Origin of the sequence: Pseudomonas sp. A-RE-19 (genome assembly GCF_019956555.1) — a bacterium.
In the GTDB taxonomy this organism is placed as follows: domain Bacteria; phylum Pseudomonadota; class Gammaproteobacteria; order Pseudomonadales; family Pseudomonadaceae; genus Aquipseudomonas.
Genome location: NZ_JAHBDQ010000004.1, coordinates 169,628 through 192,370, shown reverse-complemented (window position 1 = coordinate 192,370; position 22,743 = coordinate 169,628). Strand labels below are relative to the sequence as shown.

The 22,743-nt window shown below is 57.7% G+C and carries 21 protein-coding genes; 13 read left to right on the top strand and 8 right to left on the bottom strand.

The window, feature by feature from the left end:
- Positions 1-139 precede the first annotated feature (139 nt).
- From KGB14_RS03835 to map, 8 genes are all read right to left on the bottom strand, one after another.
- On the bottom strand, positions 140-547 hold the full coding sequence (locus tag KGB14_RS03835) for a SufE family protein (protein WP_223484160.1): 408 nt from the start codon (positions 545-547) through the stop codon (positions 140-142).
- Positions 544-1,749: an aminotransferase class V-fold PLP-dependent enzyme gene (locus KGB14_RS03830; RefSeq protein WP_223484159.1), complete on the bottom strand. Its 1,206-nt coding sequence runs from the start codon at positions 1,747-1,749 to the stop codon at positions 544-546. The genes KGB14_RS03835 and KGB14_RS03830 overlap by 4 nt, the downstream gene beginning before the upstream one ends.
- A 140-nt stretch (positions 1,750-1,889) precedes the next feature.
- Positions 1,890-2,924 (bottom strand): 2,3,4,5-tetrahydropyridine-2,6-dicarboxylate N-succinyltransferase, encoded by a 1,035-nt coding sequence (dapD, locus tag KGB14_RS03825; protein ID WP_123360632.1) that lies wholly within the window; start codon positions 2,922-2,924, stop codon positions 1,890-1,892.
- Positions 2,925-2,957: 33 nt separating this feature from the next.
- Positions 2,958-3,320 (bottom strand): ArsC family reductase, encoded by a 363-nt coding sequence (locus KGB14_RS03820; RefSeq protein ID WP_223484158.1) that lies wholly within the window; start codon positions 3,318-3,320, stop codon positions 2,958-2,960.
- 403 nt (positions 3,321-3,723) lie between these two features.
- On the bottom strand, positions 3,724-4,452 hold the full coding sequence (locus tag KGB14_RS03815; protein ID WP_223484157.1) for a M12 family metallopeptidase: 729 nt from the start codon (positions 4,450-4,452) through the stop codon (positions 3,724-3,726).
- A 186-nt stretch (positions 4,453-4,638) separates the two neighbouring features.
- Positions 4,639-5,838, bottom strand: coding sequence for a succinyldiaminopimelate transaminase (gene dapC / locus KGB14_RS03810; protein ID WP_223484156.1), 1,200 nt, complete (start codon positions 5,836-5,838; stop codon positions 4,639-4,641).
- Positions 5,839-5,990: 152 nt separating this feature from the next.
- Complete coding sequence (locus tag KGB14_RS03805; protein WP_223484155.1) at positions 5,991-8,693, bottom strand: [protein-PII] uridylyltransferase; 2,703 nt, start codon at positions 8,691-8,693, stop codon at positions 5,991-5,993.
- A gap of 46 nt (positions 8,694-8,739) precedes the next feature.
- Positions 8,740-9,522, bottom strand: coding sequence for a type I methionyl aminopeptidase (gene map, locus KGB14_RS03800; protein ID WP_095631674.1), 783 nt, complete (start codon positions 9,520-9,522; stop codon positions 8,740-8,742).
- Positions 9,523-9,895: 373 nt separating this feature from the next.
- On the opposite strand from map, the gene rpsB reads away from it, so the two are divergent.
- The 13 genes from rpsB (at position 9,896) to lpxA (ending at position 22,743) form a co-directional block, all read left to right on the top strand.
- On the top strand, positions 9,896-10,633 hold the full coding sequence (rpsB, locus tag KGB14_RS03795; RefSeq protein WP_007907989.1) for a 30S ribosomal protein S2: 738 nt from the start codon (positions 9,896-9,898) through the stop codon (positions 10,631-10,633).
- Positions 10,634-10,826: 193 nt separating this feature from the next.
- A complete protein-coding gene (tsf, locus tag KGB14_RS03790) occupies positions 10,827-11,690 on the top strand; it encodes a translation elongation factor Ts (protein WP_223484154.1) in 864 nt (287 codons plus the stop codon).
- 210 nt (positions 11,691-11,900) lie between these two features.
- Entirely contained in the window at positions 11,901-12,644 is a 744-nt protein-coding gene (pyrH, locus tag KGB14_RS03785) for a UMP kinase (protein ID WP_003172271.1), read from the top strand.
- Entirely contained in the window at positions 12,641-13,198 is a 558-nt protein-coding gene (gene frr / locus KGB14_RS03780; protein ID WP_007907979.1) for a ribosome recycling factor, read from the top strand. The genes pyrH and frr overlap by 4 nt, the downstream gene beginning before the upstream one ends.
- A gap of 13 nt (positions 13,199-13,211) precedes the next feature.
- Positions 13,212-13,967, top strand: coding sequence for a polyprenyl diphosphate synthase (gene uppS, locus KGB14_RS03775; RefSeq protein WP_223484153.1), 756 nt, complete (start codon positions 13,212-13,214; stop codon positions 13,965-13,967).
- Positions 13,967-14,770, top strand: coding sequence for a phosphatidate cytidylyltransferase (locus tag KGB14_RS03770; protein WP_223484152.1), 804 nt, complete (start codon positions 13,967-13,969; stop codon positions 14,768-14,770). The genes uppS and KGB14_RS03770 overlap by 1 nt, the downstream gene beginning before the upstream one ends.
- Positions 14,767-15,957, top strand: coding sequence for a 1-deoxy-D-xylulose-5-phosphate reductoisomerase (ispC, locus tag KGB14_RS03765; protein WP_223484151.1), 1,191 nt, complete (start codon positions 14,767-14,769; stop codon positions 15,955-15,957). Before KGB14_RS03770 ends, ispC begins: the two co-directional genes overlap by 4 nt.
- A gap of 52 nt (positions 15,958-16,009) precedes the next feature.
- A complete protein-coding gene (rseP, locus tag KGB14_RS03760; RefSeq protein WP_223484150.1) occupies positions 16,010-17,362 on the top strand; it encodes a sigma E protease regulator RseP in 1,353 nt (450 codons plus the stop codon).
- Positions 17,363-17,434: 72 nt separating this feature from the next.
- Positions 17,435-19,813, top strand: a complete 2,379-nt coding sequence (bamA, locus tag KGB14_RS03755) for an outer membrane protein assembly factor BamA (RefSeq protein WP_223484149.1) — start codon at positions 17,435-17,437, stop codon at positions 19,811-19,813.
- Between the two features lie 45 nt (positions 19,814-19,858).
- Positions 19,859-20,362 (top strand): OmpH family outer membrane protein, encoded by a 504-nt coding sequence (locus KGB14_RS03750; protein ID WP_007940508.1) that lies wholly within the window; start codon positions 19,859-19,861, stop codon positions 20,360-20,362.
- 3 nt (positions 20,363-20,365) lie between these two features.
- Positions 20,366-21,421 (top strand): UDP-3-O-(3-hydroxymyristoyl)glucosamine N-acyltransferase, encoded by a 1,056-nt coding sequence (gene lpxD / locus KGB14_RS03745; RefSeq protein WP_223484148.1) that lies wholly within the window; start codon positions 20,366-20,368, stop codon positions 21,419-21,421.
- Between the two features lie 108 nt (positions 21,422-21,529).
- On the top strand, positions 21,530-21,970 hold the full coding sequence (gene fabZ / locus KGB14_RS03740; protein ID WP_007940511.1) for a 3-hydroxyacyl-ACP dehydratase FabZ: 441 nt from the start codon (positions 21,530-21,532) through the stop codon (positions 21,968-21,970).
- Positions 21,967-22,743, top strand: a complete 777-nt coding sequence (gene lpxA / locus KGB14_RS03735; protein ID WP_223484147.1) for an acyl-ACP--UDP-N-acetylglucosamine O-acyltransferase — start codon at positions 21,967-21,969, stop codon at positions 22,741-22,743. Before fabZ ends, lpxA begins: the two co-directional genes overlap by 4 nt.

Genomic DNA, 22,743 nt, shown 5'->3' with positions numbered 1-22,743 from the left:
GTCCCCAAAATGATGGCGTTAATGGGCTGAAAAGCCTTTTTTCGTCTGCTTCCCGCACAAAAGCAAACGCCCCGAACAAGTCGGGGCGTTTGCTTGATCCGCTAATATTGCGTTTTCACACAGTCTGCTTCGGCAGCTCCTACGCGTCGCTCAGGCTCCGCATCCTCTGCAACACGGCATTGAGGCCATTACTGCGCGAGGCCGACAACTGCCGCGACAGGCCCAGCTGATTAAACCAGTCCGGCAAATCCACTTGTTGCAGCTCAAGCGCAGACAACCCATTGACCCGCGCCAGCAGCAGCGCCACCAAACCGCGAATCAAGCGTGCATCGCTGCTGGCGCTGAACTGCCAATGCCCGTCCTGCAGCGCACCGACCAGCCAGACCTGGCTTTCACAGCCATGCACGCGGTTGGCTTCGACTTTATCCACATCGCTCAACGCAGGCAGTCGGTCGCCCCACTGCATCAGCAACCGCGCCCGCTGTTCCCAACTCGCAGTCTTCTGAAAAGTGTCCAGCGCCGTGACGGCATCGGCGGGCAAGGTCATCGCAGCAACTCCAGGGCTTGATCCAGTGCCTCAAAGAAGCGCTCAAGGTCTTCGGAGTCGTTGTACAACGCCAACGACACCCGAATCGCCCCGGCCAGTTCAAAGCTTTTGAGCAACGGCATGGCGCAATGGTGACCGGCGCGCACGGCGATTCCCTGTTCGGTCAGCAAATGCGCCAGATCAGCGTTATGCACACCCTCGACGACAAAACTGGCCAGTGCCAGTTGCGGTTTGCCCAGCAGGCGAATGCCGTTACGCGCTTCAAGACCTTTGAGCAAATAGTCATGCAGCGCCGCTTCGTGGGCAGATACGGCGTCCTGATCCAGCCCGGCGAGGTAATCCAGCGTCGCGCCCAGACCGATCACACTGGCGATTGGTGGCGTCCCGGCTTCGAACCCCAGTGGCGCGGGGCGAAAGCGTGCGTCGTGGTAGTTGGCATCCAGCACCATTTCACCGCCGAACTGCCAGGGGCGTAGTTGTTGCAGCGCTTCGTTGCGCCCGAACAGCACGCCCAAGCCTTCGGGGCCATAGAGCTTGTGGCTGGAAAACACATAGAAGTCGCAGCCTAGCGCCTGCACGTCATGCCGACCATGCACGACGCCTTGAGCACCGTCGACCACCGTCAACGCACCGTGCGCCTTGGCCATCGCCAATAACGCGGGCAGCGGCTGCCAGGCACCGAGTACGTTGGACAGCTGACTGACGGCCAAAAGACGAGTGTGCGGGCCGATCAGGTGAGCGGCGGCCTCAAGATCAATCAAACCGTCGACATTCAACGGCACAATTACCAGTTTCAAGTCGCGACGGTGGGCCAGCTGCTGCCACGGCAACAGGTTGGCGTGATGCTCCAGAGCGCTGATGACAATTTCATCGCCCGGGTTGAATAAGTGTTCCAGGCCATAGGCCAGGAGATTCAGCGCGGACGTGGCGCCGTGGGTAAAGATGATCTGCCCGCAATCGCCGGCATTGAGCCATTGCGCAACTTTGCTGCGGCTGTCCTCGAATGCCTGAGTTGCGTGGGCGCCGGGCAAGTGTTGCGCCCGATGCACGTTGGCCGCGCCGTTGGCGTAGTAATGCGTCAAAGCATCCAGCAGGGCTTGAGGTTTTTGCGTGGTGGCGGCGTTGTCCAGATAAGTCTGGTCTTGCCGTTGCAATGCGGCGATGGCCGGAAAATCGCCACGCCAGGGAGAGGGAATCATCATGTTGTTCGGCCCTGGTGACATGGGCGGGGGGAACGCCTGACCTTGTAGGAGCAGAGCTTGCTCGCGAAGGGGCCCTTGAAGTCGTCAAAAGCTTCGCGGGCAAGCCTCGCTCCTACACAGGTGATCGTTTGACGCTCTGCTTAGTTGTGAGCGTGCAGCGCTTCGTTCAGTTCGATGGCCGATTTGTGGGTTTTGCACTCCACGGCACCGGTCTCCGAATTGCGGCGGAACAGCAGGTCAGGTTGACCGGCCAGTTCACGGGCCTTAACGACTTTGACCAGTTTGTTGTGCTCGTCCAGCAGCGCAACCTTGGTGCCGGCCGTCACGTACAGGCCCGATTCGACGGTGTTGCGGTCGCCCAACGGGATACCGATACCGGCGTTGGCGCCGATCAGGCAGCCTTCGCCGACCTTGATCACGATGTTGCCGCCACCCGACAGGGTGCCCATGGTCGAGCAGCCGCCGCCCAGGTCTGAACCCTTGCCGACGAAAACGCCAGCCGACACACGGCCTTCGATCATGCCCGGGCCTTCGGTGCCGGCGTTGAAGTTGACGAAACCTTCGTGCATCACGGTGGTGCCTTCGCCCACGTAAGCGCCCAGACGAATGCGTGCAGCGTCAGCGATGCGCACGCCGGCCGGTACCACGTAGTCGGTCATTTTCGGGAACTTGTCCACCGAGAACACTTCCAGCAGCTCGCCGCGCAGACGGGCTTCCAGTTGATGCTCGGCCAGTTCGGCCAGATCGATGGCGCCCTGGCTGGTCCATGCCACGTTCGGCAGCAGCGGGAACACGCCGGCCAGGTTCAGGCCATGGGGCTTGACCAGACGATGGGACAGCAAATGCAGCTTGAGGTAAGCCTCAGGCGTGGAGGTCAGCTGAGCGTCCTCGGCCAAAATAGTCGCGACCAGCGGCTTGTGGCTCTCGGCCAGTCGGGTCAGCAAGGCTGCCTGGGCAGCGTCGACGCTTTTCAGTGCTTCGGCCAGTTGCGAAGCTTGAGCGGTGCTGAAGGCGATGGCCTGATTGCCGTCGGTGTAACCCAGAACCGGCGCAATGGCAGCGACCAGTTCGGCCGACGGGTTGAGCAGTGGCTGCGCATAAAACACTTCCAGCCATGCGCCTTGACGGTTTTGAGTGCCGACACCAAAGGCCAGGCTGAACAGGGTAGTGGACATGTTGATACCTCTAACAAAATGGAACGGGCTGCATTACTTGAGTGCGGCCGCGTAGATATCTGGCTTGAAGCCAATCAGGGTTCGGTCACCGAGATCGAGCACCGGGCGCTTGATCATCGAGGGTTGTGCGAGCATCAGTTCGATGGCTTTCGGCTGGTCGAGATCGGCTTTGCGTTCGTCGTCGAGCTTGCGAAAGGTCGTGCCTGCACGGTTCAACACCACTTGCCAGCCGTGCTCGTCGCACCATTGGCTCAGATGTTCACGGTCGATTCCGACCGTTTTGTAATCATGGAAGTCATAGCTGACAGCGTGTTCATCGAGCCAGGTGCGCGCCTTTTTCATGGTGTCGCAGGCTTTGATGCCGAAAAGGTGCAACGTTTTGCTTGAATCGGTCAAGGAATTGCCCCCTTTGCAGGTGCTGGAGATCAAAGGTGAAGGATTATGCCATGACCGGACGGTTTCGCGTCGGCTGTGGTGGGGTTTGTCTTTTTGTCTTGGTCATCCGCTGTTCCGTGCGACATGGGGGCAACGGTCAGCCAGCAGTCTAAGCGGCTAATGTGGCACTTCAATGCTGTCGATTGCCAGGGGGGGTGTTGATGGGCGGTACCGGGTTTGCGGAAAGGGCTCTGCTGACCTTCATCGCGGCGAGGGTGATTCTATTATCGAATTCATGCGCTCGAAGCCGAGGAGGCCAATCCCGCAAACTTCTGGCTTGCTGCTAATGCGGATATCAAGTTGATAAGTCCGCAGGGTGTTACAGCGTGCGGACTTGAATGTTTAATGAAGTTTGTCCTGTTGATTATTTTGGATAGAGTAATTTCATCAAACGCTTATCTTTTTTGCTGATCGTGCGGTTGATCGGAATTTCCCAGTCGCCCAGTGTCAATGCATTCGCCACCGGGTGATGCATGATGGATTTTCTGTCGTAGGAGGTATAAATCGCCTCCGGGGTATTGAAGGGTGCGAACATGTTTTCATCCACTTCTTCCCGGGTGAGCGGGTTCATCTGGCGATTCTGATAAAACTCATACACTTTCGGTTTGTCCCAGGGGATATTGGCTTGCGGATGCTGATGCTCATGCATCGCCCCCAGTGCATGCCCGAATTCGTGAACCACAATCACCTCGAAGTCTTCATGTTCGGGTTTGACGCCGAGGTTCATGGTGGGCCAGTCGGGGTGAACCAATAGCGCGTCGGTGCCCAGCATTGAGCTGTTGTCGTTGTTCTTGGTGGCGATCCGAATGTCGCCTTGCAAGGTATCGAAAAAATCAAAGTTCAGGTTGATATAGGGCAACCACTTGCTGGCTGCGTTGATGATTTTCTGCTTATGGTCGGCTCCTGGATCGTCCATGAAGGCGATTTTCAAAGTGCGACCATTGGCCCAGAGTTTTGAGTAGTTGACCACCGACCGTTTTCGACGAGTAGTGTGGGAAGATCCGGCATTGGCAGGGTTCTCGTTAATGGCAGCGTTATAAGCCGCTTGATCGTCTGGCCACTGTATAAGCCTGCAGTATTGGAGCTCGTTCATCGTTGACTTCTTCCATGAAGTTTAGAGTAAAGATTTATTCAGGCGCAGCCAGCTGCGCTGCAACAAGACTAAAGTCTGGTCAGCAGGCGGATGAGGTATAAAGTTATATGAATTGTAACTTGATATGAGTTGTAACTTGAGATCAAAAGTACCCGCGCCAGATTGCCTGGCGCGGGCGCTCAGGGGTTACTTGTGGCGAGTAATGAAGGCGCGAATTCGTTCAGCCGCTTCCACGCACTCCGCCAGCGGCGCAACCAGCGCCATCCGCACACGACCGGCGCCCGGGTTGACGCCATCCACTTCACGGGACAGGTAAGAGCCCGGCACCACAGTCACATGTTCCTCGGCAAACAGATCCCGGCAGAACGCCGCGTCATCGCCATTCACACGAGGCCACAGATAGAAACCACCGTCCGGGCGCTGCACATCCATGACCGGGCTGAGAATCTCGAGTACCGCATCGTATTTCTCGCGATACAGCGCACGGTTGGCGCGTACATGCACTTCATCATTCCAGGCGGCAACGCTGGCCAGCTGGGTCTGAACCGGCATCGCGCAGCCGTGGTAGGTGCGATACAGCAGAAAGCCTTTGAGAATGTCGGCATCACCGGCCACAAAGCCGGAACGCAGGCCCGGCAGGTTCGAGCGTTTGGACAGACTGTGGAATACCACGCAGCGTTTGAAATCCTTGCGGCCCAGTTCGACGCAGGCACTGAGCAGGCCGGCCGGTGGGGTTTGTTCGTCGAAGTACAGTTCGCTATAGCACTCATCAGCGGCGATCACGAAATCGTATTCGTCGGCCAGGGCGATCAGCTTTTTCAGGGTTTCGACCGGGATCAGCGCGCCGGTCGGGTTACCTGGCGAGCACAGGAACAGGATCTGGCAGCGCTTCCAGATGTCGGGCGAAACGGCGTCGAAATCCGGGTTGAAGCCATTTTCATCCAGGCATGGCAGGTAGTGCGGCTTGGCACCGGCCAGGAACGCTGCGCCTTCATAGATCTGATAAAACGGGTTCGGGCTGACCACCAGTGCATCTTCGCCACGATTGACCACGGTCTGGGTGAAGGCGAACAGCGCTTCGCGGGTGCCGTTGACCGGCAACACGTTGCGCGCCGGGTCCAGCCAGCCGTTCGGGACGCTGAAGCGACATTCGCACCAGGCGGCAATGGCTTCACGCAAGGCCGGGATGCCAAGGGTGGTCGGGTATACGGCCATCTGATCCAGGTTGCTTGCCAGCGCTTCGGCGACAAATACTGGCGAGCGGTGCTTAGGTTCGCCGATAGACAGCGCAATAGCGCGTTTTTCCGGGTTTGGCGTGACGCTGCCGAGCAGGGCGCGGAGCTTTTCGAACGGGTAAGGCTGCAACTGGGTCAGAGCGTTGTTCATGGGGGCCTCGTTCAATGTGGGAGCGAGCCTCTGTGGGAGCCGGGCTTGCCCGCGATACAGACGCTTCGGTATGTCAGGTACACCGAGGTGATGCTATCGCAGGCAAGCCAGCTCCCCCATAAGCGCTTTTCCACAGGGGGAAATTTGTTAATTCAGATACTGAGTCGTGACTGTTTGATATCGGGTTCCTGGCTGACGCTCAGCTGTTTGACGATCGCATCCTGCAAACGGCTGCACAGCAACGGGTCGGACAGCGGCTGATTGTTCGCGTCGGTGATGAAGAACACGTCTTCCACGCGCTCGCCCAGGGTGGCGATCTTGGCGTTTTGCAGCGACAGGTCGAACTCGAGAAAGATCGTGCCGATCCGCGCCAACAGGCCAGGGCGGTCAGGGGCGCTGAGTTCCAGCACGGTCACCGGACGCTGGGCGTCATTGTGGATCGTCACCTGTGGCGCAAACGCGAAATGCTTGAGCTGGCGCGGCACTCGACGCTGAATAATCGTTGGGTAGTTGTCCGGATTGCGCAGGGCTTCGGTCAGGCCTTCGCGAATCTGCTTGACCCGCGCCGGGTTGTCGCCGATCGAGTCGCCATCGGTGTCGAGCACGATATAGGTGTCGAGGGTGAACTGGCTGCTGGAGGTAATGACCCGGGCGTCGTGAATGTTCAGGTTGAGCTGGTCCATCGCCGCCACGGTCACGGCGAAGAAGTCGTGCTGGTCCGGTGCATAGATGAAGATCTGCGTCCCGCCCTCGAACTCGCGCTGGGTGGTTTCCTTGATCAGCACCAGCGGGCCGCCGTCGGCTGGCTGCTGCAGGATCGCGTCAGTGTGCCAGGCCACGTCGCCGGCGGTGTGACGCAGGAAGTAGTCATCGCCCAATTGCGCCCACAGCTGCTCGACGTCGTCCGGGTCGTTGCCGCCGCGTACCAGAATGTCCAGCGCCGCGCTCTGGGTCTGACGGATCTGCTCTTCGCGATCCACCGGGTTTTCCAGGCCGCGACGCAAGGCGCGCTTGGTTTCGGTGTAGAGCTGGCGCAACAGGCTCGCACGCCAGGAATTCCACAGCGTCGGGTTGGTTGCGTTGATGTCGGCGACAGTCAGCACGTAGAGATAATCGAGGCGGGTTTCATCGCCCACAATCTGTGCGAAATCGTGGATCACGTGCGGATCGGACAAGTCCTTGCGCTGGGCCGTGGTCGACATCACCAGGTGGTTCTGCACCAGCCAGACAATCAGGCGGCTGTCCCAGATCGGCAGCTGGTGGCGTTGGCAAAAGGCTTCGGCATCCACGGCGCCGATTTCCGAGTGATCGCCATGCCGGCCCTTGCCGATGTCGTGATACAGGCCAGCCAGGTAAATCAGCTCGGGCTTGGGCAGTTTGGCCATGAGCTTGCTGGCCAGCGGGAATTTTTCCGACACCTGGGTGTACTGCAACTTACGCAGATGCTTGATCAGGTTCAGGGTGTGCGCGTCGACCGTATAGATGTGAAACAGATCGTGCTGCATCTGTCCGACGATAAAGCCGAACTCAGGCAGATAGCGCCCAAGGATGCCGTAACGGTTCATGCGTCGCAGGTTGCGGTGGATGCCGATCTTGCACTTGAACAGCTCGATGAACAGGCTGGTATTACGAATATCGTTGCGGAAATCGTCATCGATCAAATGGCGGTTTTCGCGCAGCAGACGGATGGTGTCGGCGCGCACGCCTTTGATCTCAGGCTGCTGGGCCATCAGCACGAAGATTTCGAGCATGGCGAATGGCGTGCGGCGGAACACGTTGTCACTACGTGCTTCGATGTACCCGTCATGCAACTGGAATCGGGAGTTGATCGGCTGCGGCGGTGCCTGGTCTTCGGGGGCGAGGATCACTTCTTCGAAATGCTGGATGATCAAGTCGCTGAGCTGGGCAATGCTCATGACCACCCGGTAGTACTGCTGCATGAAGTTTTCGATGGCGTGCTTGGCGTCATCGCCGTTGAACCCCAATAGCGCGGCGATGGAGCGCTGGTGGTCGAACAGCAGGCGGTCTTCAGAGCGACCGGCGAGCATGTGCAACGCATAACGCACTTTCCACAGAAATTCCTGGGATGAGGCCAGCAGGGCGTTTTCGCTCTCCACCAGAAAACCTTCGCCCGCCAGGGCTCGCAGGTTCAAGGTGCCGTACTGGCGACGGGCGACCCAGAGAATCGTCTGAATATCCCGCAAGCCGCCGGGCGAGCCTTTGACGTTGGGTTCCAGGTTGTACTCGGTGTCGTTGTACTTGTGGTGACGGGCTTTCTGCTCGGCGCGTTTGGCCAGGAAGAACTCCTTGCTGGGCCACATGTGCTCGGTGCTGGTGACGTCCAGCATGCGCTGGCGCAGACGCTCGGGGCCGGCAATGGTGCGGCTTTCCATCAGGTTGGTGATCACCGTCAGGTCTGCGCGGGCTTCTTCGGCGCATTCGTCCACCGAACGAACGCTCTGGCCGACTTCCAGGCCGATGTCCCATAGCAATGTCAGAAAACGTTCGATGGAATCCCGAAAGATTTCGTGATCGGCGCTGTCCAGCAGGATCAGCAAATCGATATCGGAATAGGGGTGCAACTCACCGCGACCGTAGCCGCCGACCGCCACCAGCGCGATATCGGCGTCTTCGCTCCAGTTGAACTGCTCCCAGGCCTTTTGCAGGATGTTATCGATAAACCAGGCGCGATCTTCGATCAGCCGGCGAATGTCCCGGCCACTGCGAAACCGTTCGTCGAGGACCTCGCGGGCCTGACGAATCGCCTTCTTGAAAGCAGCGATAGGGCTTGCCTTCAGGGCCAGTTCAGCCTGGAACTGGCCGCGGTCGAAGAGTTCGGGATCCACCTGCGGCATCGATTGGCTTTCCTTTCTATAAGGCTGGGTAGCTGCGCGGGTGAGATCAGGCCGAAACGCGCGCGATAGTGTCGTCGCTGCGCAGGGTGAAGATCTCGTAACCGGTTTCCGTCACCAGCAGGGTGTGTTCCCATTGCGCCGACAACTTGCGGTCCTTGGTAATCGCGGTCCAGCCGTCGCCCAACACCTTGGTGTCGGCCTTGCCTTGGTTGATCATTGGCTCGATGGTGAACGTCATGCCGGCTTTCAGTTCCATGCCAGTGCCGGCACGGCCATAGTGCAGGATCTGCGGTTCTTCGTGGAACACCTTGCCGATGCCGTGGCCGCAGAACTCGCGAACCACCGAGAAGCCGTTCTTTTCAGCGTGCTTCTGGATCACTTCACCGATATCGCCCAGGCGGCAGCCGGGTTTGACCAGTTCGATGGCCTTGTACATGCATTCCTGAGTCACTTGCGACAGGCGCTCGGCCCAGACTGGCACGGTGCCGACATGGAACATGCGGCTGGTGTCGCCGTGGTAGCCGTCCTTGATCACGGTCACGTCGATGTTCAGCGTGTCGCCATCCTTCAACGGTTTCTCGTTCGGGATGCCGTGGCAGACCACGTGGTTGATCGAAGTGCAGATCGACTTCGGGAAGCCCTTGTAGTTGAGCGGGGCAGGGATAGCTTTCTGCTCATTGACGATATAGTCGTGGCAGATGCGGTCCAGTTCTTCGGTGGTGACACCCGGTTTGACATAATCGGCAATCATTTCCAGCACATCGGCGGCCAATTTGCCGGCGATCCGCATTTTTGCGATGTCCTCTGGGGTTTTGAGGGTGACGGTCATACAGGCTCTCTTTGCGCTCAATGGCGCTTTCTAAAACGAAATGGGCATTGCGCGAACAATCATCGCGGCCCTGAAAAACGCGATTCTACCAGACGATCAGGGCAAATCTGAGCCTCTGTGCATCGCTTCTCTCTATAGGATGGCGCATTCTGGGAGGATTCCAAGGTGGGGGCCAAAAGCATTCGCCGGCTTTTCAGAATCCGGGTTTCGTTTTTTCCTGCCTTGTGATATAAAATGCGCCGCTTTCCGGGGATACCCTGAAAAGCTTAAATCCACACACGTGTCGACACGATGACCTGGGTGCCTTCAGCTGATGCTGCTGGTTGGTCATTGGGATACGTGGAGGCCAAACCCGACTTATTAAGGAACTATCATGTCCCAAGTCAACATGCGCGATATGCTGAAGGCCGGTGTGCACTTCGGTCACCAGACCCGTTACTGGAACCCGAAAATGGGCAAGTACATTTTCGGCGCGCGTAACAAGATCCACATCATCAACCTTGAAAAAACCCTGCCAATGTTCAACGAAGCTCTGACTTTCGTAGAGCGTCTGGCCCAGGGCAAAAACAAGATTCTGTTCGTTGGCACCAAGCGTTCCGCTGGCAAGATCGTTGCTGAAGAAGCAGCACGTTGCGGTTCGCCGTACGTCGATCACCGCTGGTTGGGTGGCATGCTGACCAACTTCAAAACCATCCGTGCTTCCATCAAGCGTCTGCGTGACCTTGAAGTACAAGCCGAAGACGGTACTTTCGCCAAGCTGACCAAGAAAGAAGCGCTGATGCGCACTCGCGATCTTGAGAAGCTGGATCGTTCCCTGGGTGGTATCAAGGACATGGGCGGTCTGCCAGACGCTCTGTTCGTTATCGACGTTGATCACGAGCGCATCGCGATCACCGAAGCCAACAAGCTGGGCATCCCGGTTATCGGCGTAGTCGATACCAACAGCAGCCCGGAAGGCGTTGACTACATCATCCCAGGCAACGATGACGCAATCCGCGCTATCCAGCTGTACATGGGTTCGATGGCTGACGCTGTTATCCGCGGTCGCAACCACGTTGCTGGTGGCACCGAGCAGTTCGTTGAAGAAGCTCCGGCAGCTGCAGCTGAGTAATTGACGCCCCTGGCGTTGACTCAGTAAGCAAAAAGGGGGCTTGGCCCCCTTTTTGCCACCTCGAAAACCATTTGTGAGCAGCGCAGCTACAGCATTTGTAACGTGCAGCGGCTAACAAGGGTGGCTCGGGAAGAATTGAACGCCCGTTCGATCGGGTGGAATGGTTGAAAACCTATCCAAGAGGAATTTGAAAATGGCAGAGATTACTGCAGCGTTGGTCAAAGAACTGCGCGAGCGTACCGGCGAAGGCATGATGGATTGCAAAAAGGCCTTGACCAAGGCCGGCGGCGACATCGAAAAAGCCATTGATGACATGCGTGCTTCGGGCGCCATCAAGGCTGCCAAGAAAGCAGGCAACGTGGCTGCTGAAGGCGCTATCGCTCTGAAGGAAGACGGTAAATCTGCCGTTCTGCTGGAAGTGAACTCGCAGACCGACTTCCTGGCTCTGCAGGACGACTTCAAGGCATTTGTTGCTGCAAGCGTTGAAAAAGCGTTCGCTGACAAACTGACTGATGTTGCTCCGCTGATCGAAGCTCAAGAAGCAAATCGCCTGGTTCTGGTCGGCAAAGTTGGCGAAAACGTCAATATCCGTCGCCTGGTTCGCGTTGAAGGTGATGTTGTTGGTGGTTACCTGCACGGCAACAAGATCGGTGTTGCGGTTGTTCTCAAGGGCGGCAACGTTGAGCTGGCCAAAGACATCGCTATGCACGTTGCGGCTACCAACCCTGAGTTCCTGCTGCCATCGGAAGTTTCCGCTGAAGCGGTCGAGCGCGAGAAAGGCGTGTTCCTGACCCTCAACGCTGACAAGATCGCCGGCAAGCCAGAAAACATCGTTGAAAACATGGTTAAAGGCCGTATCAGCAAGTTCCTGGCTGAAGCGAGCCTGGTTGAGCAGGCGTTCGTCAAGAACCCTGAAATCAAGGTTGGCGAACTGGCCAAGAAAGCCGGTGCAGAAATCGTTTCTTTCACCTACTTCAAAGTAGGCGAAGGCATCGAGAAGCCGGTCGACAACTTCGCTGAAGAAGTTGCTGCCCAGCTGGCTGCCGCCAAGCAATAAGACGGTTTTTAACTGTCGCCCTGAAGAGGCTGCCCGCTCACGCGCGCAGCCTCTTTTCAGATGGGGTTGCCAATTTTAATTGGTTTCCTTTTGGAACTGGCTTACAAAGCCATGTTCCGATGGCGCTGAAGCAGCGCCAAGCTAGAGTGAACGCCAGCTGTAAACAGCTCGCAAAGAATTTTTTAAAATACGCCGCAGGAGAGATTCGCAATGGCTCAGCAGGGCAGTGGTTATCAGGCTCGCTATAAACGCATTCTACTCAAGCTTAGCGGCGAGGCCCTGATGGGCTCGGAAGAGTTCGGGATCGATCCGAAAGTTCTGGATCGCATGGCGCTGGAAGTCGGCCAGCTGGTCGGCATCGGTGTTCAGGTCGGTCTGGTGATCGGTGGCGGCAACCTGTTCCGCGGCGCGGCGCTCAGCGCGGCGGGCATGGATCGGGTGACTGGCGACCACATGGGCATGCTGGCCACTGTGATGAACGCCCTGGCGATGCGCGATGCGCTGGAACGTGCCAATATCTCGGCCATCGTGATGTCGGCCATTTCCATGGTTGGCGTGACCGATCATTACGATCGCCGCAAAGCCATGCGCCACCTGAACGCCAAGGAAGTCGTGATTTTTGCGGCCGGTACTGGTAATCCGTTCTTCACCACGGATTCGGCAGCCTGCTTGCGTGCAATCGAAATCGACGCTGACGTCGTGCTCAAGGCAACCAAGGTCGATGGCGTTTACACGGCTGATCCATTCAAAGACCCGCATGCCGAGAAGTTCGATCATCTGACTTATGATGAAGTGCTGGATCGCAAGCTGGGTGTAATGGATTTGACGGCTATTTGCCTGTGCCGCGACCACAAGATGCCGTTGCGCGTATTTAACATGAACAAGCCCGGCGCCCTGCTGAACATCGTACATGGCGGCGCTGAAGGGACCCTGATCGAGGAAGGCCAACAATGATCAACGAAATCAAGAAAGACGCTCAAGAGCGCATGAAAAAATCCGTCGAGTCGCTGGCGCACAACTTTGGTCGTATTCGTACGGGCCAGGCGCACCCAAGCATTCTTGAAGGCGTGATGGTGCCGTATTACGGTTCCGACACCCCGATCAAGCAAGTGGCGAACATCACCGTTAAAGACGCCCGTACCCTGCAAGTGGTTGCCTTTGAGCGCAATATGCTGGGTGCCGTCGACAAAGCCATCGGTAGCGCGGGTCTGAACCTCAACCCGACCAACCTCGGTGAGTTGCTGCTGATCTCCATGCCGGCCCTGACCGAAGAAACCCGCAAGGGCTTCACCAAACAGGCTCGCGATGTCGCTGAAGATGCCCGTGTTGCAGTGCGCAACATTCGTCGTGACGCGAACAGCCAGCTCAAGGATCTGGTCAAGGAAAAAGAAATCAGCGAAGACGAAGAGCGTCGTGCTACTGGCGAAATTGATGATCTGACCAAAAAGTACGTGGCTGAAATCGACGCGAATTTGGCGCAGAAAGAAAAAGACCTGATGGCCGTATAAGGGTCGCGTTTTAATGGATAAGACAAAGCAGACTGCGCCGTCCGCGGTGCCGCGCCATGTCGCGATCATCATGGATGGTAATAATCGCTGGGCGAAAAAACGCTTTATGCCGGGTGTCGCCGGGCATAAAGCGGGCGTGGATGCGGTGCGTGCGGTGATCGAGGTGTGTGCCGAGGCCAAGGTCGAAGTGCTGACCCTGTTCGCCTTCTCCAGCGAGAACTGGCAGCGCCCGGCCGATGAGGTCAGTGCCTTGATGGATCTGTTCTTCAAGGCATTGCGTCGCGAGGCCAAGCGCCTGAACGACAACAACATCAGTTTGCGCATCATTGGCGACCGTTCGCGTTTTCACCCGGAGCTTCAGGCCGCCATGCGCGAAGCCGAGGCGATGACCGCTGGCGCCAACCGTTTTATCCTGCAGATCGCCGCCAACTACGGCGGTCAGTGGGATATTGCGCAAGCCGCCCAGCGTTTGGCACGGGAAGTTCAGGCTGGGCATCTGCGTCCGGAAGACATTACCCCTGAGCTGTTGCAAACGTGTCTGGCGACCGGTGACCTGCCATTGCCGGACTTGTGCATCCGTACGGGTGGCGAGCATCGCATCAGCAACTTCCTGCTGTGGCAACTGGCTTACGCCGAACTGTACTTCTCCGACCTGTTCTGGCCGGACTTCAAACACGACGCCATGCGCAATGCGCTGGCCGATTTCGCTTCTCGCCAGCGTCGCTTCGGTAAAACGAGTGAGCAGGTCGAGGCTGGAGCCCGGGTTTAATGCTTAAACAACGAATCATCACGGCACTGATTCTGCTGCCGATTGCCCTGTGCGGGTTTTTCCTGCTCGAAGGGTCCGGTTTTGCGCTGTTCATCGGGCTGGTGGTGACGCTCGGGGCATGGGAATGGGCGCGCCTGGCAGGTTTCGCTGCCCCGTTGATCCGCATTGCCTATGCGGCAGTGGTCGCGTTGATGCTGTTTGTCATGCACATCTTGCCGGGGCTCGCGCCTTGGGTATTGGGCGCTTCGGTGCTCTGGTGGGGCGTGGCCACGTATCTGGTGCTGACTTACCCACGGTCCAGTGAGCACTGGGCCAGTGCCGCCTGCAAACTGGTGATCGGTTTGTTGATTCTGCTGCCAGCCTGGCAAGGTCTGATTCAGATTAAACAGGAGTCCTTGGGCAACTGGCTGATCATGGCGGTGATGGTGCTGGTCTGGGGCGCCGATATCGGTGCGTATTTTTCCGGTCGGGCCTTTGGCAAGCGCAAGCTGGCGCCGCAGGTCAGCCCTGGCAAGAGCTGGGAAGGCGTCTACGGCGGCTTGCTGCTGAGTCTGATCATTACGGCAATCGTCGGTTTGGTGCGGGACTGGAGTTTCGCGCAAATACTGATGGGTCTGTTCGGGGCTGCCGTGATCGTGTTCATCTCGGTCGTGGGCGACCTCACCGAAAGCATGTTCAAGCGTCAGTCGGGGATCAAGGACAGCAGTAATCTGCTGCCCGGTCACGGCGGCGTTCTGGACCGTATCGACAGCCTGACGGCGGCGATTCCGGTATTTGCCGTACTGCTGTGGATGGCAGCATGAGCCGCCCGCAACAGATTACCGTTCTGGGAGCGACCGGTTCGATAGGGTTGAGCACCCTCGACGTTATCGCCCGTCATCCCGAGCGTTATCAGGTTTTCGCCTTGAGCGGTTTCACCCGTTTGAGTGAATTGCTGGCGCTGTGTGTTCGCCATGCGCCGCGCTTCGCGGTTGTGCCGGAAGCTGGCGCTGCCCCAGGGTTGCAGGACGATTTGCGCGCGGCCGGTCTGTCGACCCGCGTTCTGGTGGGGGAGGAGGGCCTGTGTCAGGTCGCCTCCGATCCGGAAGTCGATGCCGTGATGGCGGCCATTGTCGGTGCGGCAGGCTTGCGTCCGACCCTGGCGGCGGTCGAGGCCGGCAAGAAGATTCTTCTGGCCAACAAAGAAGCGCTGGTGATGTCCGGTGCGCTGTTTATGCAGGCTGTGCGTAAAAGCGGTTCGGTACTGCTGCCGATCGACAGTGAGCACAACGCGATTTTCCAGTGCATGCCACAGGATTTTGCTCGCGGGCTTGGCGCGGTCGGTGTGCGTCGGATTTTACTGACAGCCTCCGGTGGTCCGTTCCGGCAGACACCCATGGCCGAACTGGCGCATGTTTCCCCCGAACAAGCGTGTGCGCACCCGAACTGGTCCATGGGGCGCAAGATTTCAGTGGATTCGGCCAGCATGATGAACAAAGGGCTCGAGCTGATCGAGGCCTGCTGGCTGTTCGACGCCACGCCCTCTCAAGTGGAAGTGGTGATTCACCCGCAGAGCGTGATTCATTCGCTGGTCGACTATGTCGATGGTTCGGTGCTGGCGCAGTTGGGCAATCCGGACATGCGCACGCCGATCGCCAATGCCCTGGCCTGGCCGGAGCGAATCGACTCGGGTGTTGCGCCGTTGGACCTGTTTGCCATCGCTCGCCTGGATTTCCAGGCGCCTGATGAAGAGCGTTTCCCTTGCCTGCGACTTGCACGACAAGCCGCCGAGGCTGGCAACAGCGCGCCGGCCATGCTCAATGCGGCGAATGAGGTGGCTGTGGCGGCCTTTCTCGACGGACGGGTTCGCTACCTGGAAATCGCGAGTATTATCGAGGAAGTGTTGAACCTCGAGCCTGTGGTTGCTGTAGATGATCTCGAGGCAGTGTTTACGGCCGATGCGAAAGCACGGGTACTGGCCGGGCAATGGTTGAGCCGTCACGGGCGATAAGTGCTGCAATACGTTGCCCCATGCAGCACTGATAGGATTGCGGAGAAAGTAGATGAGCGCGCTCTATATGATTGTCGGCACCCTGGTAGCGCTGGGCGTGCTGGTCACCTTCCACGAATTCGGCCATTTCTGGGTCGCACGTCGCTGTGGGGTCAAAGTGCTGCGTTTCTCCGTGGGCTTCGGCTTGCCACTGCTGCGCTGGCACGACAGCAAAGGCACTGAATTCGTGATCGCCGCCATCCCGCTGGGTGGCTACGTGAAAATGCTCGACGAGCGTGAAGGCGAAGTGCCGGCCGATCAGCTCGATCAAGCCTTCAATCGCAAATCTGTCCGTCAACGCGTTGCCATCGTGGCGGCCGGTCCGATCGCCAACTTTCTATTGGCGATGGTGTTTTTCTGGGCGCTGGCAATGCTGGGCAGCGAGCAGGTGCGGCCGGTTATCGGTGCGGTCGAGTCCGGGAGTATCGCCGCCAAGGCAGGTTTGAGCCCGGGTCAGGAAATTATGGCCATCGACGGCGAGCCAACCTCTGGCTGGGCCGCTGTGAATCTGCAACTTGTCCGTCGTCTCGGCGAGAGCGGTCCCTTGCTATTACTGGTTCGCGAGCAGGGCTCCACAGCGGATTCGCCCCGTGAGCTGATGCTGGACAAGTGGCTCAAGGGCGCTGACGAGCCGGATCCGATTCGCTCGCTGGGTATTCGTCCCTGGCGTCCGGCGTTGCCGCCGGTCCTGGCCGAATTTGATCCGAAAGGGCCGGCGAAGGCTGCGGGTCTGAAGGCGGGTGACCGTTTGTTGGCCCTTGACGGCAAGGCGCTGGACGACTGGCAACAGGTAGTCGACATCGTCCGTATGCATCCGGATACCAAAATCATGCTGCGCGTCGAACGCGATGGTGCTCAAATCGACGTCCCTGTGACGTTGGCCGCTCGTGGCGAGAGCAAGGCGCCCAGTGGTTATCTGGGGGCTGGGGTAAAAGCGGTCGAGTGGCCGCCAGAGATGATGCGCGAAGTCAGTTACGGTCCGATAGCCGCGATTGGCGAGGGTGCCCGACGTACCTGGACCATGAGTGTACTGACCCTCGATTCGCTCAAGAAAATGTTGTTCGGCGAGCTCTCGGTAAAAAACTTGAGTGGACCGATAACCATTGCTAAAGTGGCGGGCGCTTCTGCCCAGTCGGGCATTGCTGATTTCCTGAATTTCCTTGCTTATCTGAGTATTAGCCTGGGGGTTCTGAATTTGTTGCCCATTCCTGTACTGGATGGGGGGCATTTGTTGTTTTATCTGATTGAGTGGGCGCGTGGTCGTCCCTTGTCGGATCGGGTGCAAGGTTGGGGGATACAGATCGGTATCAGTTTGGTGGTCGGGGTGATGTTGCTTGCTCTGGTCAATGATCTGGGTCGACTGTAACGCTTCGCTGAATTGCGAATCTGCCGCATTTTGCGGCAGTTTTTATTGCCAGTTGGAATAAGAAAGGACTTCATGAAACGTCTGCTGCTAACTGCGGTTCTCACCGTATTGATGATCGCCGAAGTTCACGCCGAGTCCTTCACTATCTCTGATATTCGCGTCAATGGCCTCCAGCGGGTCTCCGCGGGTAGCGTCTTTGGTGCTTTGCCGTTAAACGTCGGCGAACAGGCGGATGATCGTCGCCTGGTGGAATCCACTCGTGCATTGTTCAAGACCGGGTTCTTTCAAGATATCCAGCTGGGTCGCGATGGCAACGTCCTTGTCATCACTGTAGTCGAGCGTCCGTCGGTCGCCAGTATCGAGATCGAGGGTAACAAGGCGATCTCCACTGAAGACCTGATGAAGGGCCTCAAACAATCCGGTCTGGCTGAAGGCGAGATCTTCCAGCGTGCCACCCTCGAAGGTGTACGTAACGAACTGCAGCGACAATACGTCGCCCAGGGCCGTTACTCGGCTACCGTCGACACCGAAGTGGTGCCGCAGCCGCGTAACCGCGTTGCCCTGAAGGTCAACATCAACGAAGGCACCGTTGCGGCCATCCAGCACATCAACGTGGTGGGCAACACGGTCTTCCCCGATGAAGACCTGATCGACCTGTTCGAACTCAAGACCAGCAACTGGTTGTCGTTCTTCAAGAACGATGACAAGTACGCCCGTGAAAAACTCTCCGGTGACCTGGAGCGTCTGCGTTCCTACTATCTGGATCGCGGCTATATCAATATGGATATCGCTTCGACCCAGGTGTCCATCACCCCGGACAAGAAACACGTCTATATCACCGTCAACGTCAACGAAGGCGAGAAGTACACCGTTCGTGACGTCAAGCTCAGCGGTGACCTGAAAGTCCCTGAAGACCAGGTCAAATCCCTGCTGCTGGTTCAGAAGGGCCAGGTATTCTCGCGCAAGCTGATGACCACCACGTCCGAACTGATCACCCGTCGTCTGGGTAACGAGGGTTACACCTTCGCCAACGTCAACGGCGTGCCCCAGCCTCACGATGACGACCACACCGTCGACATCACATTCGCTGTCGATCCGGGCAAGCGTGCTTACGTGAACCGCATTAACTTCCGTGGCAACACCAAGTCCGAAGACGAAGTGCTGCGCCGTGAAATGCGTCAGATGGAAGGCGGCTGGGCTTCGACCTACCTGATCGACCAGTCCAAGACTCGTCTGGAACGTCTGGGCTTCTTCAAGGAAGTCAACGTTGAAACACCGGCCGTCCCTGGTGTCGATGACCAGGTTGATGTGAACTACAGCGTTGAAGAGCAGGCTTCCGGTTCGATTACCGCCAGCGTCGGTTTTGCCCAGAGCGCCGGTTTGATCCTTGGTGGTTCGATCACCCAGAACAACTTCCTGGGTACCGGTAACAAGGTCAGTATCGGTTTGACCCGCAGTCAATACCAGAGCCGCTATAACTTCGGTTATGTCGATCCGTACTGGACTGCTGACGGTGTGAGCCTGGGTTACAACGCTTTCTATCGCACCACTGACTACAAAGACCTCGATGTCAACGTTGCAAGCTACGCGGTAGACAGCCTGGGTGCTGGCGTAAGCGTCGGCTACCCGATAAGCGAGACTTCGCGTCTGACCTTCGGTCTGTCTGCACAACAAGACAAGATCAAGACTGGTCTTTACACCGTCGACGAAATTTTCGACTTCGTTAACCAGGAAGGTGATCAGTACCTCAACTTCAAGGCATCGGCTGGTTGGTCTGAATCCACCTTGAACAAAGGTGTACTGGCGACCCGTGGTCACTCCCAGAGCTTGACCGCGGAAGCCACGACGCCGGGCAGCGACTTGTCGTTCTTCAAGCTCGATTACCGCGGTCAATTGTTCCAGCCGTTGTCTGAAAACTACACCATGCGTCTCCACACCGAACTGGGTTATGGCGATGGTTATGGTTCGACCGATGGCTTGCCGTTCTATGAAAACTACTACGCTGGTGGTTTCAACTCGGTTCGTGGCTTCAAGGACAGTACTCTGGGGCCTCGTAGTACGCCGAGCCGGGGCGTGAACCCTGGGACCTCCGTCGACCCGGACCAGGATCCACTACCGTTTGGTGGTAACGTCCTGATTCAGGGTGGTGTAGAAGTTCTGTTCCCGCTGCCGTTCGTGAAAGATCAGCGTTCCTTGCGCACGTCGGTATTCTGGGACGTGGGTAATGTGTTCGATTCGAGTTGCAAGCAGAGCACTAACGCCGATGGTTCGAAGTCCAATACTCAGTGTAACGACGTCAGCCTGAGCAATATGGCCAGTTCGGTGGGTGTCGGTGTGACATGGGTTACCGCCCTTGGTCCGTTGAGCTTCGCCTTGGCGATGCCAGTCAAGAAACCGGACAGCAATGCCGAGACTCAAGTGTTCCAATTCTCCCTCGGCCAGACGTTCTAAGCGTCTGACCCAAGATAACGACAATGGATTTTGTAGGAGTGCATCGTGCGTAAGTTGACTCAATTGGTTCTCCTGGCGACCGTACTGGTTGCAGGTCCGGCTTTTGCCGACATGAAGATCGCCGTTCTGAACTATCAGATGGCGCTGCTGGAATCCGACGCGGCAAAGAAATACGCCGTGGATGCCGAGAAAAAGTTCGGCCCGCAACTGACCAAGCTCAAGAGCCTGGAAAGCAGCGCCAAGGGTATCCAGGACCGTCTGATGGCCGGTGGCGACAAGATGCAGCAAGGCGAACGTGAACGTCTGGAGCTTGAGTTCAAGCAAAAAGCCCGTGATTTCCAGTTCCAGTCCAAGGAATTGAACGAAGCCAAAGCCGTTGCCGACCGTGAAATGCTGAAGCAGCTGAAGCCGAAACTGGACAGCGCTGTGGAAGAAGTCATCAAGAAAGGTGCTTATGACCTGGTCTTCGAGCGTGGCGCAGTGATTGATGTCAAACCTCAGTACGACATCACTCGCCAGGTTATCGAGCGCATGAATCAGCTGAAGTAACCCATGACAGCGACTATAAAGCTCGGCCAGCTGGCCGAGTTCCTCGGCGCCACCTTACGTGGCGACCCGAACAAGGAAATTACTGGGCTAGCCACTTTGCAAGAGGCTGGCCCAGCTCAGTTGAGCTTTCTGGCAAATCCTCAATACCGTAAATACCTGGCTGACAGTCAGGCCGCGGCTGTATTGCTGAAGGCCGCTGATGCTGAGGGTTTCGCCGGTGATGCACTGGTGGTACCTGATCCGTATCTGGCCTATGCGCGAATTTCTCACCTGTTCGATCCCAAGCCCAAGGCGCCTGCCGGTATTCATCCGACAGCGGTGGTGGCAGCGGATGCTGTGGTCGATCCGGCGGCGAGCATCGGTGCCTTTGCGGTCATCGAAAGTGCAGCGCGTATTGGCGCAGGCGTGACCGTTGGGGCTCATTGCTTCATCGGTGCGCGCAGCGAAATTGGCGAGGGTGGCTGGTTGGCCCCACGCGTCACGCTGTATCACGACGTGCGCATTGGCAAACGGGTGGTGATTCAATCCGGTGCCGTGCTCGGTGGTGAAGGCTTCGGTTTTGCCAACGAGAAAGGTGTCTGGCAGAAGATCGCCCAGATCGGTGGCGTCTCGATCGGTGATGACGTGGAAATAGGCGTAAATACCGCTATTGATCGCGGTGCGCTGGCCGATACCGTCATTGGTAATGGTGTGAAGCTCGACAACCAGATCCAGATTGCCCACAACGTTCAGGTCGGTGACCACACCGCCATGGCTGCGTGCGTGGGAATTTCCGGCAGCACCAAAATCGGCAAGCATTGCATGCTTGCCGGTGGCGTAGGGCTGGTGGGGCATATCGAGATTTGCGACAACGTTTTCCTGACCGGGATGACCATGGTGACCCACTCGATTACCGAGCCGGGTTCCTATTCTTCCGGTACGGCGATGCAACCGGCGGCCGAATGGCGCAAAAGCGCGGCACGTATTCGTCAGCTCGATGACATCGCGCGACGTCTGCGACAGCTGGAAAAGCGTGTAGGGGACGTGACCCCTGGCGGTAATGCTTCATCAGATGGCTGATACCATTTCCATATCAAGTGTGCACAGCCGCTAGACTGCCTCCTTGATTTGCTAGAGGAGTGCGCGTCAGTCGCGCGCTCCCAATCTTTACATAGGCTTCCCCCCGAAATGATGGACATCAACGAGATTCGCGAATACCTGCCTCACCGTTACCCGTTCCTGCTGGTGGACCGGGTCGTGGATCTGGATGTGGAAGGCAAGCGCATTCGCGCCTACAAGAATGTCAGCATCAACGAACCGTTCTTCAATGGTCACTTCCCTGCGCATCCAATCATGCCGGGCGTATTGATCATCGAAGCGATGGCTCAGGCTGCCGGGATCCTTGGTTTCAAAATGCTCGACGTGAAACCCGCCGACGGTACCCTTTACTACTTCGTCGGCTCCGACAAACTGCGCTTCCGTCAGCCAGTGCTGCCGGGCGATCAACTGATCCTTGAAGCCAAGTTCATCAGCTGCAAGCGTCAGATCTGGAAGTTCGAATGCCAGGCTTCGGTCGATGGCAAGCCAGTCTGCTCCGCTGAAATCATCTGCGCGGAACGCAAACTATGAGTTTGATTGACCCTCGCGCAATCATCGATCCGACGGCCGTTCTGGCCGACGACGTCGAAGTCGGCCCTTGGTCGATCATCGGCGCAGGTGTGGAAATCGGCGAGGGAACAGTAATCGGGCCGCATGTGATTCTCAAGGGCCCGACCCGAATCGGTAAGCACAACCGCATCTACCAGTTTTCTTCGGTAGGCGAGGACACGCCCGATTTGAAATACAAGGGCGAAGAAACCCGTCTGGTCATCGGTGACCACAACGTCATCCGCGAAGGCGTGACGATTCACCGTGGCACCGTTCAGGACCGTTCGGAAACGACCCTGGGCGATCACAACCTGATCATGGCCTATGCCCACATCGGTCACGATAGCGTCATCGGCAATCACTGCATTCTGGTCAACAACACTGCGTTGGCGGGCCATGTGCACGTCGAGGACTGGGCGATCCTGTCCGGTTTTACCCTGGTTCATCAGTATTGCCACATCGGCGCCCACAGCTTTTCCGGCATGGGCACCGCCATTGGCAAGGACGTTCCAGCCTACGTCACGGTGTTCGGCAACCCGGCCGAAGCCCGCAGCATGAATTTCGAAGGCATGCGCCGTCGCGGTTTCAGCGAAGATGCGATCCACGCGCTGCGTCGTGCCTATAAGGTGGTTTACCGCCAGGGCCTGACGGTCGAGCAGGCGCTCGTCGAGCTGGCCGAACCTTCGCTGCAGTTCCCGGAAGTTGCGGTATTCCGCGATTCCATCCAGTCTTCGACCCGCGGCATCACGCGCTAA

Bases quoted from the DNA above. Each gene is read 5' to 3' on its own strand.
- frr (WP_007907979.1), top strand. From the start codon at position 12,641: ATGATCAACGAAATCAAGAAAGACGCTCAAGAGCGCATGAAAAAATCC.
- KGB14_RS03835 (WP_223484160.1), bottom strand. From the start codon at position 547: ATGACCTTGCCCGCCGATGCCGTCACGGCGCTGGACACTTTTCAGAAG.
- dapC (WP_223484156.1), bottom strand. From the start codon at position 5,838: ATGAACAACGCTCTGACCCAGTTGCAGCCTTACCCGTTCGAAAAGCTC.
- KGB14_RS03770 (WP_223484152.1), top strand. From the start codon at position 13,967: ATGCTTAAACAACGAATCATCACGGCACTGATTCTGCTGCCGATTGCC.
- KGB14_RS03830 (WP_223484159.1), bottom strand. From the start codon at position 1,749: ATGATGATTCCCTCTCCCTGGCGTGGCGATTTTCCGGCCATCGCCGCA.
- rseP (WP_223484150.1), top strand. From the start codon at position 16,010: ATGAGCGCGCTCTATATGATTGTCGGCACCCTGGTAGCGCTGGGCGTG.
- bamA (WP_223484149.1), top strand. From the start codon at position 17,435: ATGAAACGTCTGCTGCTAACTGCGGTTCTCACCGTATTGATGATCGCC.
- KGB14_RS03815 (WP_223484157.1), bottom strand. From the start codon at position 4,452: ATGAACGAGCTCCAATACTGCAGGCTTATACAGTGGCCAGACGATCAA.
- lpxA (WP_223484147.1), top strand. From the start codon at position 21,967: ATGAGTTTGATTGACCCTCGCGCAATCATCGATCCGACGGCCGTTCTG.
- map (WP_095631674.1), bottom strand. From the start codon at position 9,522: ATGACCGTCACCCTCAAAACCCCAGAGGACATCGCAAAAATGCGGATC.
- ispC (WP_223484151.1), top strand. From the start codon at position 14,767: ATGAGCCGCCCGCAACAGATTACCGTTCTGGGAGCGACCGGTTCGATA.
- uppS (WP_223484153.1), top strand. From the start codon at position 13,212: ATGGATAAGACAAAGCAGACTGCGCCGTCCGCGGTGCCGCGCCATGTC.
- dapD (WP_123360632.1), bottom strand. From the start codon at position 2,924: ATGTCCACTACCCTGTTCAGCCTGGCCTTTGGTGTCGGCACTCAAAAC.
- KGB14_RS03805 (WP_223484155.1), bottom strand. From the start codon at position 8,693: ATGCCGCAGGTGGATCCCGAACTCTTCGACCGCGGCCAGTTCCAGGCT.
- fabZ (WP_007940511.1), top strand. From the start codon at position 21,530: ATGATGGACATCAACGAGATTCGCGAATACCTGCCTCACCGTTACCCG.
- tsf (WP_223484154.1), top strand. From the start codon at position 10,827: ATGGCAGAGATTACTGCAGCGTTGGTCAAAGAACTGCGCGAGCGTACC.
- rpsB (WP_007907989.1), top strand. From the start codon at position 9,896: ATGTCCCAAGTCAACATGCGCGATATGCTGAAGGCCGGTGTGCACTTC.
- lpxD (WP_223484148.1), top strand. From the start codon at position 20,366: ATGACAGCGACTATAAAGCTCGGCCAGCTGGCCGAGTTCCTCGGCGCC.
- pyrH (WP_003172271.1), top strand. From the start codon at position 11,901: ATGGCTCAGCAGGGCAGTGGTTATCAGGCTCGCTATAAACGCATTCTA.